Consider the following 12,326-nt stretch of genomic DNA (forward strand, 5'->3'; position numbering starts at 1 on the left):
TTGCCCATAAAAAATGACTACAAATTGCTGCACAATTTAGTAGTCATTTTTTATTGTATTTTCCATGTTTGCATAGGGAGCGGAAACGAATAGTTAGACCCACTTGTTTTTACACTAAATATGTAGCGGCGTATCAATTCCAATCCTATCCGCTAGCCAAAGAGAGTCAATCATGCCATTTCCGGCGTAGACGCTAGAAACATCGATGCAACAATCACGAGGGTAGCTTAGATATGCTCAATCACCATGGCAATTCCCTGACCTCCACCAATACATAAACTTACAACGGCATATCGACCGTTTCGTCTTCTTAACTCATAGGATGCAGAAAGCAATATTCTTGCTCCACTTGCTCCTACTGGATGGCCAAGAGCAATCGCCCCTCCGTGAACATTCGTAATTTCCCGGTTTAGGCCTAATGCTTTTTCTACCGCCAAATATTGAGCAGCAAAGGCTTCATTCACCTCTACTAAGTCCATATCCGCTAATGTGAGGTCGGCACGCTGCAAAGCTTTTTTAATTGCAGGAACAGGACCAATCCCCATAATCGTTGGATCTACTCCAGCCACTGCCCATGATTTAATACGCGCAATCGGCTTTAGTTGATTCTCTTGGACAGCATTTTGACCAGCAATCAGTAATGAAGCGGCTCCATCATTTATTCCAGAGGCATTTCCTGCTGTTACCGTTCCGTCTTTTTTAAATGAAGTTCTTAGTGAACTCAACGATTCTACGCTGGCATCTGGCTTTATATGTTCGTCCTCTTGAACTGCGATACTTCCCTTTCTCGTTTTCACTTCCACTCCCACAATTTCCTCGGCAAAAATCTGATTTTCTCGTGCTTTTGACGCTCGTTGGTTTGATTCTACTGCAAACTGATCTTGTTCTTCTCGTGAAATTTCATATTGCTCGGAAAGCTTTTCTGCTGTCATTCCCATTCCATTTCCTGTGTATTGGTCTGTTAAAGTCGCTAACAGCATATCATCAAATGCTAGATTTCCCATTTTTGAACCGCCAAAGCGTTGCTCAAAGTTAGAATAAGGAGATTGTGACATGTTTTCTGCTCCACCGGCAAGTACGATATCAGCATCTCCTACTAAAATATGCTGTGCTCCACTTACAACTGCTTGAAGTCCTGAGCCACATAAACGGTTTAATGTTAGTGCTGGAACCTCCTGTGGAATTCCGCTATGAAGGCCAATATGTCTAGAAAGATAGGATGCATTTTTTTCTGTATGAATGACATTTCCATAAATAACGTGATCAACTTGCTGTGGATCCAACTTGGATCGCTTCAAAGCTTCTACTGCTGTAGCTTTTCCAAGCTCTGTTGCACCTGTTTTTGCAAAGGACCCTCCGAACCTTGTAAAGGCTGTTCTTGCTCCGTCAATAATATACACATCTTTCATTCTAATATCCTCCTATTCTTTCATTTAATCCAAGTGAATGTTTACAAAATGTTATAAGCGAATGATTTTCCTTCCGTCACGACGGCTTCTTTTTTTGGCTCATTTCGTAGAGATGTTGTTTGTTGTTTTTCGGATAGAAGGAACGAAGCGTTTGAGCGTTCCTTTCCGCTTCAGGCACTAGACTCCGCGAGGAGGAAGTCTAGTGCCTGAAGCTCCAATCCACTCTGCGTTTTCCATACTGTTACAATCAACAATCTTTTAGAAAACAGCTTTTTCTTTATCATTTCGATTGCTGAAGCTAGCATTTTATTCTTCTCTTCGAAAGTTTCACAATTATCACCCGCCAATTTATAACCGCTTACTAACAAACTTGTAATCCCATCCTACGATTAGTCTAAATTAGCTGCTCCAAACGGAGAGAAATAGTAAACCCAGTTCAATTTTAGGTATATTCTAATTTTCTGATTATTCTATCTCCTTATACTTTATCAGCTATTTTTAGACACTGCAAATATTTTCTACTATTATTCAAATTCAAAAATACCTCTAATAAGATATGCGTATATTATAGAAAAATTCCGCCAAAGTACTTCTAGCAACGAATCTGCCGATAAATTATTCGTCAGATTGTGTTCTAAAAGGGGTTTTCCCACAAATAATCCCCCTCCCACTTCTTCTCACTAACAATAAAAAACTACCAAACTAATGGTTTCTCCTAGGAAACCTATATTTCCCTATAGAGAAATTCTACGTTTCGGTCCACAAGTATCCAGAAATGAGCGTTTTCCCTTTTTGTTCCAATTCTTTTTCCTTTGTAAAGTAGAGCTACCTAGGAATAACAGAAAGGCGCGCTTTTCAGAAGGAATTTCTTTTGGAGAACTTTGAAGCGTTAGAAAAACAATTTGAACCAATGATTCATCAAATTATGAATTCACTATCTATTTATAAAAACAAGAACGAATTCTATCAAACTGGATTAATTGCCCTTTGGGAAGCACGCGAACGATTTGATCCGGGAAAGGGAGCATTCTCATCCTTTGCTTATTCGTATATAAAAGGAAAAATGTTAACCGAGATGACGAAAGAAAATAAAAATGAGGAGAGAAATATCCATCCGAAAGAAGCGTTTTGGGGATCTGTCAAGGATGAGCATTCCGACTATATGTTTAACGGAAAAGAACTACTCCTTCCTTATTGTGAAGATTTAACGGACAATCAGAAAAAATGGGTATTGTATACTTTTTGTGATATGTTAACCGTTCAAGAAATTGCCGACAAAGAAAACGTCTCTTGTTCGGCTGTAAAGAAGTGGCGGAAGGGAGCGAAGGAGAAGTTGCGGAAAGTAGCGCATACTATTTTGGATTAGGTAGATTGCTATAGTGGTAATTTTTCATCAAAACCGCTAGAAGGTTGTGCATACAAGTGATGCTTCTAAAACTGTACTACAATCTCCTACACATTCTAGTTATGAATTGTTTACTAGGAGCGTGTTCATGTTCCATTTCCGCTATAAATCTAGTATGAATCCGATGCCTGTCCCTCACACTTGTTAACATCTAAAGGATGAGGGCAGGTAACTCTATCTAGATTGAATGAGAAAATAGGTTGATTAACCACTACTACCAACCTATTTACCACCTACTTAACAATCAAAACCGGACAATTTGCACGTTTCGCAACTTTATGGCTTACACTTCCTAATACAAATTCCTGAAGCCCATTTAGTCCCCTGCTTCCAATGACCACTACGTCAATGGCGTTTTTGTTAACATACTCAACAATGGCAGGACCTGGTTCTCCATGTAAGACTTTAATTTCATATGATACACCAGCTTCTTTTGCCTTTCCTTCTACTTCCTTCATTCTTTCTTTGCGAGAATCTTGAAGGTCAGCAGAATTCCAGTTGCTTATAACGTCCGATTTAGCTCGATTAGCATCAACAACATACACCACTTCTATTGTGGAACCTACACTACATTTTGCAATATGTATGGCATTTTCTGCTGCACGTTTTGAATGCTCTGAACCATCTGTTGCTAGTACTATCTTTTTATACATCGTGAAAACCTCCCTGCTTAACGAGATCCCAGCTTATTTGCTAATTTTCCAACCAATTCTGTACTATCCTCATTTAATCCTGTTACATCTACTTGGACACCGTTTGCTTCGAACTTAGAAACAATCTTGTCCACAGCAGCAACAGCGGAATCATCCCATATATGTGATCGACTTAAATTTATTTCTACTCTTTTTACCTCTTCTTTGTAATGAAACATTTTTACTAGTTCCGTGACAGATGCAAAGAAGAGTTCACCGTTTAGTAAGTATATTCTTTTATTTTCCTCTAAAGAACTTTCTACACGTACTTTTGATATTTTGGAAACAAAGAAAATCGCGCTTAATAATATGCCGGTGAAAACACCTATAGCTAAATTATGGGTTAAAACGACCGTTATGACCGTGATAACCATCACAAGCGCATCACTTTTCGGGAGTAAATGTAGTGTTCGCAACGAGTTCCAATCAAATGTGCTTATCGACACCATAATCATAACACCAGACCAGACCAGCTAAGGCAACCATCGGTATTTTCACTACTATCTCACCTAGTACCACAATTAAAAACATTAGAAAAGGATAATGTTCTTTCAATTGACGAACTGCCTTTACCGTTCCATATTTAATAAATATGGAAGTCCATGTTCTGGTACTAAATCAATAAACAAAAGTGCCATTGCACCTGTTGCAGCCGATATCATCCCCGGTCTACCGCCGACAAAAGCGATGGTTACCGCTATGGTAAAAGAAGCGTACAATCCCACCATTGGGTCTACACCCGCGATAATGGAAAAAGCAATGGCTTCCAGGATAAGTGCAAGGGCAACAACTAGACCTGACAAGATATCACCTTTAATATTTCCGAACCAAGATTGTTTATAGGTGAGTTGTTCCAAAATGAATCCCCCTTTTTAATAATGTGTTCTTTTGGAACAATTCCTATTAATTTGTGCTATCACCAAAACACTTTCATTACACAAGGTTGATTTAATTTAATTTTAGTCAACAAAAAAAGCCGCCTGAGAAAAATTCCTCAGACAGCCTTCCATTTATATTACTCGTCAACTTTATCCGTTTCCGATTCGTTATAGTTATATTCTGATGGATCCACTGGAGTAAAGCCTTCCGGTGTGTAGAAGCGTAATAAATCTCCATTCACTACTCTATCAGAGAGTGATAATTTTTCTTCTACATTTTCCCTATACAGCTTCGCCTCTTCTAGTCTATCCTTTTCTAATTCCATTCCCGTAGTGGAATCATAGTATTTACCGCTAATAGAGGTAATTTCAGAACTAACAAAATCCCCGTTTCGGAAAGGAATAATATCATCATGCTGTTCAGATAATAAGTCTGTTCCAAATTGGATATACTCTTTTGTATCAGTTCCTAGCAAGTGAAGAAGTGTTGGAAGAAGATCAATTTGTCCACCGTATTCGTGGTTCACTCCACCTTCCATGCCTGGTACACGAATAAATAATGGTACACGCTGTAGACCAGTACTTTCAAATGGTGTTATTTCTTTTCCAAGAACTTTTTCCATTGCTTTGTTATGGTTTTCGGAAATTCCATAATGGTCACCATACATAATAATAATAGAATTATCGTACAGACCAGATTCCTTCAAGTCTTCAAAGAATTGTTTCAATGCTTCGTCTGCATAACGGGCTGTCTGGAAGTACCTATCAACAGATTTATCCCCCGTTGTATGCGGTGCGATTGTAGCATCTTCCTCATCAATATGATACGGATAATGATGTGATACGGTAATAAATTTTGAATAAAACGGTTGAGGTAATGATTCCAACATTGGAATAGATTCCTCAAAGAACGGTTTATCCTTTAAACCATAATCCGCCATGTCTTCAGGATTTAGTTCATAGGAATCTGCATCAAAAAACTTGTTCATTCCAAACGATTTATAAATTTCATCACGATTCCAGAAACTTCCTGAATTCCCGTGGAAAACCGCAGACGTATAGCCTTGCTGACCTAATATAGCTGGTGCAGCTTGGTACGTATTTAACCCTTTCGTTGTAAAGGCTGAACCTTGTGGTAATCCATATAAGGAATTTTCTATCATAAACTCCGCATCAGCCGTTTTACCTTGAGCTGTTTGATGGAAGAAGTTATCAAAATAAAGTGTATTTTCTTCACTAGTTAATGAGTTTAAAAACGGTGTTACTTCTTCTCCATGTAACTTGTAATCAATAAGGAAGTTTTGAATTGATTCAAGATGTACATAAATTACATTCATGCCTTCTCCAGCACCAAAGTATTTTGGATTTGGTTCAGCATAGTTAGATTTTGTAAAATTAATTACTTCTGTCATATCGTCGCTATCTGCCATAACTCTTTGGGCAGATGCTTTCGTACTTTGAACCGCGTCATAAATAGTGTAATTGTACATACCTAAATATTTCACAATGTAATTTCGGTCGAATCCTCTTGTTAATAATTGAGGACGATCTGATTCTGCTAGCCCTAGGTTCGCACTAGAAATAGCTAGTGAAAATAAAAATAATGCAACCACTCTGCGACGATTCATATCTTTGATTTCAATTTTCACGAAACGAAATGCAAGTAATGCAATCAAAAGAATGATATCAACGAAGAATAAAATATCATATGGTTTTAAAAGAGACGTTACACTACTACTTACATCCCCAAAGTTTTGTGTCTGCGTTAAAGTCGGTAATGTAATAAAGTCATTAAAGAATCGGTAATATAAACTATTAGCGTATAAAAGGAACGATAAAAGAAAATCAATAACAATGAGCCAAATATACTTTTTTCGTCCTTTAAAAAAGAAAGCCAATCCCAAAAATAGTAAGGAAGATCCTAAGGGATTTAAAAATAGTAGAAACTTTTGTAACGAATTTTCAATACCTAAGTCAAATTGTGTTAATTGAACTAAATATGTTTTCATCCAAAGAAAGAAGACAGCCACAAAGAAAAAGCCGATATATTTATTCAAAAAACCTTGACTTTTTTGAAATAAAGTATTCATTTTTGCACCTACCTCCTAGTAGATTATTAGATTTATTTTTGTCATTTTTATAGATACTATTGAAATCAATTAAAAAGCAATAAAAAGCATCGCAAAAACCTATTATACTTTCTTTACTGAAAATGTCAAATCCGGCTATTTTAAAAGGGCAGACCACAAACCTCAAGTGCCTGACCCTCCATGCCTTAATGCATAAGGACATCGGTGGTCAGACACTCAAATTAGTAAAAAATTCGTTTTAGTTTTTATAATTCGAACAGATCATTTTATCAAGTTGCCTATGTAGGACAGCATCGAGAGTTCTAAATGGCATTGGCAAAGTTCCACTAGAATAATCCCATTTGTTTCAAACAGAACATTCATCCTTTTAACTTTAGACATACACCTACTTCTTATATCTATATATACGAACGTAGGGGAAAAAAGTTTCAAGAAATTTTGAATTAACAAGGCCATTTTACATGAATAAATTTTTATTTTGTTAATTGAAGAAACTGTGCTTCAACAATATCTGCAAGCTTCCCTGGTTCTAGTTCAATTTGCATCCCTATTTTACCAGCACTTACGACAATCTTCTGTAAATGATCAGCACTACTGTCAATAAAGGTTGGATAATTCCTTTTCATGCCAACAGGAGAACAACCACCACGAACATACCCTGTCCATTTCTGGAGATCCTTCACTGGAAGCATTTCCACTTTTTTCTCCCCTGCCGCTTTTGCTGCTTTTTTTAAATCCAGCTCCTCCGCTACCGGAATGACAAAGATAAAAAGGTTTTGTTCTCGATGAGCAACTAGCGTTTTATAAACCATTTCTTTTGGTCTATTAATTTTTTTTGAAACTGCAATTCCATCTATCTTCCCATCGCCTACATCATATGTTAGAACATCATAATCGATTTTCTTCCTATCAAGTATTCTCATCGCATTTGTTTTACTACTCATTAGGATCACCCTCCTATTGCATTTGCAGAGCAGAATTTTCAATGGTGTTTCTCGTTTTCAATAGGTACCTAAAATGGAATGATACATTACTCAATCTATTTCTATTTCGTCTGAAAGAAGAGAATGCATGAGTGAGTCTTCCATTCATTCCAACTTTAGCGCGAAATTAGGTGAAGTATCCTTTCTCATTCCCAAATGCCCCCTAAACCGAATACCCATTTCTATAATTATACAATTATTACCATAGAAGAGACAAGACTTAGCTCTTGCCTACTTTTACTCTATTTTATCGAATTCTGTAATTTACTTAAGAAAAGAACTTCTTTAGTCCCTATTAAATATTGACTATTTTCAAAAGCAACGTTACAACAGGGCAAAGAACAAACGTTGAATTGCATTGAAAGGCCGATAAAAGATGAGGGCTAAAGGTCACTCGCTGTTATGACCTAATCCTAAAATAATCACTTGACTTGGCTAAATGGATTCGCTTTTTAACGAATGAGGGCGATAATTGTTGAGATACTTTAGTAAAAGAAGACGACAACATTAGAAAGGAGATAAATAGGAAGGAAGAAAGAAGCAATAAGAGATGTTGCCTTGAGAATGTTGGAAAAAGGAGTGGAAATTGAGTAACTAGTGAATTTTACCGGATTGACAACAGAATTAGTGGAAGAAAATCGTTTAGATGAAAATTCTTTTTATGATAACTCAAAAGTACCAATTACTTTTACTACCTTCTTGTATAGCTTGAAATCTTTTATTAGAATTTTGTAATCCACCCGAGTAGATGCAAATACCACCTACTCGGGTATCAAGTTTAAAGTCTAAGTCTATAAATTAGCGATTAACCTCACTAGTCTCCTCTGTATCTTTGACAATTTCATTAGCAAATTTTATCTTTTCTCCCCACTTGATGGATCTTTGAATTACTACTTTCTGTGCTTGAGGTGACCCAGCACCATGCATGCACTCAATAATTGGTGTAGAACCTGTCATATTTTCAACAAGACGGCCCATTTTAATTCTCTGAATAGGATCTGTGTTTTCACCAGTGCTATAGTATTTATGAATATAAGGAGCAATTTTTGGATTTTCTAATTCTTTTTCTGAAGGAAGTGTGGCAACAAAACCACCTGCTAAGTCTTGAGAAATTTTTGTTACTTCTGGGTAATATCGAGCTGTATTTAGTTTAGAAGCATTTGCAAGAACCGGATCGACAAACGCTGTCCCACAGCCATTTTTAGAACAGTTATACGAACAGGAAAGTGCTCCACTATACATCGTTTCCACTAAATGAGCCATTTCCGATAGTTTATCTTTTACATGGCTAGCTTTCGAAATACCATGCATATCAGCAATTGATGCTGTTGCGCCAATGAGTACGTCTAGATTTCCAGCTTTACAGGCTCCATAGTTTTGACGATGGTATGATGCAAAACGGTCCACAAGCTTTCCTGTGTATTTTGTTTCCTTGTACATAAATACATTTTCCCAAGGGACAAATACATCTTCAAAAATGATGAGTGCTTCGCCGCCTACTACACCATATTTGGCGTTCCCTTGATCGATTTTCCCTTCCCATTTTCGACTGTCATTTACTTGTCTACCAAAAACATAAACGACGCCTTTTGCATCTGCAGGAACAGCAAAGGAAAGCGCATAATCTTCATCTTGTGGTGACATCGCAGAGCCTGGCATAACTAAAATTTGATGGGAATTGATTGCACCTGTTTGATGCATCTTGGCACCACGAACAACAATCCCATCCTCTTTCTCCTCCACTACTCTTACATATAAATCAGGGTCATGTTGTTCTGATGGCCTTTTCGAACGATTACCTTTTGGATCTGTCATTGCCCCATCTGTCATATAATCATTGTTTTGTGTATTAATTAAAAAGCGTTTAAATTTTTCATGATAGTTCGTACCGAGATCTTGATCCATTTCCCATGTTGTGGAGTAAAGCGTAATCAACCCGTCCATTCCAACACACCGTTGAAAACAAGTCCCTGTTATTTGTCCTGCCACACGAAGCATCATCGCTTTCTTAACAAGGTCTTCTTGGTTTTGTGGAATATGTGTCCAACGGTTAATCTTGTTCCCAGTAAGATGGGATGTCGCACTACCAAGCTCTTCATATTCCTCCTCTGTCCCTAATTTATACGTTACAGAGGCTGCGTTAATATGCGGTCGCATTGCAGGGTGATCGACGACATTTTCTACTTTCTCTCCCATAAAATAAACTTCTTTTTTCTGTTTCCGTAAGCTTTCAATATACTCTTCTTGGGTCATCATAATGTTTGTCCTCCTTCTTTTTAGTCCATGTATATTCGAGTAATATAAAAAAGATGATGTAAAATCCCCCATTATAGATTTAGTTCCCATGTAAACAGTTACATTTATTCACAGTCAGATCTATGCTTGGTTCTTTTACATCATCCATGTTATTCACAATCTAGTAGTCTATTACCTTACAACACTTGAGTCTTTATCTAATTTACGTAGTTGTCTACGTAATACTTTCCCTGCAGCATTTCTCGGAAGCTCATCGATAAACTCCACACTTGTTGGCTTTTTGTAGCTTGCCAAGTATTTTTGACAATGTTGAATAATTTCTTCCGGTTCTAGTTTTGCATTCTCTTTTGTCACGACATACGCTCGCGGCGTCTCCACCCATTTTTCATGTGGTACACCTATAACGGATACATCGTCCACTAATGAATGTTTTCGAATCGCTTGTTCTACTTCTGCAGGATAAATGTTCTCTCCTCCACTAATAATCATGTCTTTTTTGCGATCGACGATAAAAATATAGCCTTCTTCATCTTGACGTACTAGGTCGCCGGAATGAAACCAGCCATTTCGAAGTGCTTCTGCCGTTGCAGTTGGATTTTTATAGTATTCTTTAAAAACAGTTGGCCCTCTGTAGACAATTTCTCCTACTTCTCCTTGCTCAACATCATTATCCTCCTCATCGACAATTCGAACTTCCACATTAATTGCCGGCAACCCTACTGCACCAACTTTTCGTTTTGTATCCTCCCCTTTAAGGAAACATGTATTGGAGGACATTTCTGTTTGACCAAAAGCATTAACAATTTCAACTAACGGAAACGCTTTAATAATCCCTTCAATAACTGGGATTGGGGCAATCGATGCTCCCCATAATGCCTTTTTAATTTGTTTAAGGTTATACTTAGACAAATCTTGCTCGATAATTTGCTGCCATTGTGTAGGGACAAAATAACAATGCGTGGCACGGCTTTTCGAAATTAATTCTAATGTAGATTTTGGATCGAAGCCCGTACTTGCAGTTAACACATTCGTCCCACCGACAAAGATAAATGGTAACACACCATTTAACCCTCCAATATGGAATAATGGTAGCCCTGATAACCAAACAGAGTCATTTGTTACTTGCATTTCTTGCGACCAGTTCGTTGTATTCATCCAAAGATTTTTATGTGTCAAAACCGCCCCCTTAGGACGTCCTGTTGTTCCGGATGTATACATGATGAATGCGTCCGATTCATCATGTACATAGACGTTAGGCTCTTCAATGCTTTCCTCTGCAATCAATTGTTCATAATCCTCCGAATAAGAAGAACGTTCTCCTTCTAATTGAACAGCGTACCTGACAACTTTATCTTTCATTAAATTGTCTGCTACCTCAGCAAACTCTTTTCCAAAGATTAAAACCTCACTGTCAGAGTTCGATAAAATATAGCGCACTTCCTCTTCTACAAGCCGAAAGTTAATTGGCACTGCAACAGCCCCAAGCTTATTACAAGCAAAGAAGACCTCCACTACTCGATGTGAGTTATAGGATATGATTGCTACTTTCGTGCCTTTTTGTACATTTTGTTTCGCTAATGCATTTGCCAATTGGTTTACGCGATTATTTAACATTCTATATGTCAATTCTGTTTCTTCAAATACTAGCGCTAGTTTTCCAGGAGTTTTTCGAGCATTACGTGCTAACATTTCTCCTAGATTTAGTGATCGCCAGTTAGCCTGTGGATAATTACTCATATTGGGAAAACCTCCTTTCTTCTTTCATTTATTACACTACTGCGATTGGACGGATTGGAGAGCCTGTTCCTCCAATGATATTTAGTGGAATCATAATAAAAGTAAACTCATAAACGTTTTCAGCAGAAAGTTCCTCTAAATTCACCATTTCCATAATAGGAATTCCGGATTCAGCAAGTAAGTGCGTATGAACAGGTAGCTCCGCACTTGGCCATACTTCATAAGCAAGTGTATCGGCCCCAGTCATTAACGCGCCTTTACTAGAAATCCACTTAGCCCCATCTAAATCAACCCCAGGACAGCCGCTATGATGTCCAGTGTAAAGATCATTATTATCAAAATGTTGAATCCAGCCAGTACGAACGAGCACGATATCATTCTCTTGGATTTCCACACCTTGTTTTTCCGCTGTTTTTTGTAAAAGTTCCCCATTAATTGGTTCTTTAGCGTCCATATGGTCGACACCTAAATACCCCGCGACATCAAGCAATACCCCTCTTGTAATAACAGGAGGAATTTCATTTACTCCTCCTTGTGCTAATCCTTGTTGGCCATGCTGAGTTTCATTTGCATCAATATCGCCATAAATTTTCCCTTCTTTCGCAATATGACCCAATGCATCCACATGTGTACCGACATGTCCCCCCATGACAATTAAGTCATTCGATGGAGAACAACAGCCATTTTGATAGTCCCCATGCTTTGCCCACTGTGCAAATAAAAATGGTGGGTGTAACGGTGCGTGTGGCATGAAATTTTTCAATGGCATTCCTAAATCAAAGATTTTCCCCTTACTAATTGTTTTTAAAACGTCTACTGTACTTTTAGTTGCTGTAAACATTGTAAAACCTCCCATTTAATTTGATATAGTGATAG

The 12,326-nt window shown here is 37.7% G+C and carries 9 protein-coding genes and 1 pseudogene; 1 reads left to right on the forward strand and 9 read right to left on the reverse strand.

The window, feature by feature from the left end:
- Positions 1–227 precede the first annotated feature (227 nt).
- Together ACFSUL_RS18055 and ACFSUL_RS18060 are read right to left on the reverse strand one after the other, a co-directional pair.
- Positions 228–1,409 (reverse strand): acetyl-CoA C-acetyltransferase, encoded by a 1,182-nt coding sequence (locus ACFSUL_RS18055; RefSeq protein ID WP_377937285.1) that lies wholly within the window; start codon positions 1,407–1,409, stop codon positions 228–230.
- Between the two features lie 170 nt (positions 1,410–1,579).
- Entirely contained in the window at positions 1,580–1,777 is a 198-nt protein-coding gene (locus tag ACFSUL_RS18060; protein ID WP_377937286.1) for a hypothetical protein, read from the reverse strand.
- A gap of 503 nt (positions 1,778–2,280) precedes the next feature.
- Here ACFSUL_RS18060 and ACFSUL_RS18065 point away from each other — a divergent pair.
- Positions 2,281–2,775, forward strand: a complete 495-nt coding sequence (locus tag ACFSUL_RS18065; RefSeq protein WP_377937287.1) for a sigma-70 family RNA polymerase sigma factor — start codon at positions 2,281–2,283, stop codon at positions 2,773–2,775.
- Between the two features lie 272 nt (positions 2,776–3,047).
- Here the strand turns inward: ACFSUL_RS18065 and ACFSUL_RS18070 are convergent, their stop codons facing one another.
- The 7 genes and pseudogenes from ACFSUL_RS18070 to ACFSUL_RS18100 all read right to left on the reverse strand — a co-directional run bounded on the left by ACFSUL_RS18070 (position 3,048) and on the right by ACFSUL_RS18100 (position 12,291).
- Positions 3,048–3,467, reverse strand: a complete 420-nt coding sequence (locus ACFSUL_RS18070) for a universal stress protein (protein ID WP_377937288.1) — start codon at positions 3,465–3,467, stop codon at positions 3,048–3,050.
- Positions 3,468–3,484: 17 nt separating this feature from the next.
- Positions 3,485–4,363 (reverse strand): annotated as a pseudogene (locus tag ACFSUL_RS18075) (SulP family inorganic anion transporter).
- A gap of 158 nt (positions 4,364–4,521) precedes the next feature.
- Positions 4,522–6,474 (reverse strand): LTA synthase family protein, encoded by a 1,953-nt coding sequence (locus tag ACFSUL_RS18080; RefSeq protein WP_377937289.1) that lies wholly within the window; start codon positions 6,472–6,474, stop codon positions 4,522–4,524.
- A 473-nt stretch (positions 6,475–6,947) separates the two neighbouring features.
- A complete protein-coding gene (gene ybaK / locus ACFSUL_RS18085) occupies positions 6,948–7,418 on the reverse strand; it encodes a Cys-tRNA(Pro) deacylase (RefSeq protein ID WP_377937290.1) in 471 nt (156 codons plus the stop codon).
- Positions 7,419–8,255: 837 nt separating this feature from the next.
- On the reverse strand, positions 8,256–9,713 hold the full coding sequence (locus tag ACFSUL_RS18090) for a 4-hydroxyphenylacetate 3-hydroxylase family protein (RefSeq protein ID WP_071412666.1): 1,458 nt from the start codon (positions 9,711–9,713) through the stop codon (positions 8,256–8,258).
- A 171-nt stretch (positions 9,714–9,884) separates the two neighbouring features.
- Complete coding sequence (menE, locus tag ACFSUL_RS18095) at positions 9,885–11,450, reverse strand: o-succinylbenzoate--CoA ligase (protein ID WP_377937291.1); 1,566 nt, start codon at positions 11,448–11,450, stop codon at positions 9,885–9,887.
- A 31-nt stretch (positions 11,451–11,481) separates the two neighbouring features.
- Positions 11,482–12,291: a cyclase family protein gene (locus tag ACFSUL_RS18100; protein WP_377937292.1), complete on the reverse strand. Its 810-nt coding sequence runs from the start codon at positions 12,289–12,291 to the stop codon at positions 11,482–11,484.
- Between the last annotated feature and the right edge of the window lie 35 nt (positions 12,292–12,326).

The organism is Bacillus seohaeanensis (genome assembly GCF_042684945.1).
Classification (GTDB): domain Bacteria; phylum Bacillota; class Bacilli; order Bacillales; family Bacillaceae_B; genus Rossellomorea; species Rossellomorea seohaeanensis.

Bases quoted from the DNA above. Each gene is read 5' to 3' on its own strand.
- ACFSUL_RS18055 (WP_377937285.1), bottom strand. From the start codon at position 1,409: ATGAAAGATGTGTATATTATTGACGGAGCAAGAACAGCCTTTACAAGG.
- ACFSUL_RS18070 (WP_377937288.1), bottom strand. From the start codon at position 3,467: ATGTATAAAAAGATAGTACTAGCAACAGATGGTTCAGAGCATTCAAAA.
- ACFSUL_RS18080 (WP_377937289.1), bottom strand. From the start codon at position 6,474: ATGAATACTTTATTTCAAAAAAGTCAAGGTTTTTTGAATAAATATATC.
- ybaK (WP_377937290.1), bottom strand. From the start codon at position 7,418: ATGAGTAGTAAAACAAATGCGATGAGAATACTTGATAGGAAGAAAATC.
- ACFSUL_RS18090 (WP_071412666.1), bottom strand. From the start codon at position 9,713: ATGATGACCCAAGAAGAGTATATTGAAAGCTTACGGAAACAGAAAAAA.
- menE (WP_377937291.1), bottom strand. From the start codon at position 11,450: ATGAGTAATTATCCACAGGCTAACTGGCGATCACTAAATCTAGGAGAA.
- ACFSUL_RS18100 (WP_377937292.1), bottom strand. From the start codon at position 12,291: ATGTTTACAGCAACTAAAAGTACAGTAGACGTTTTAAAAACAATTAGT.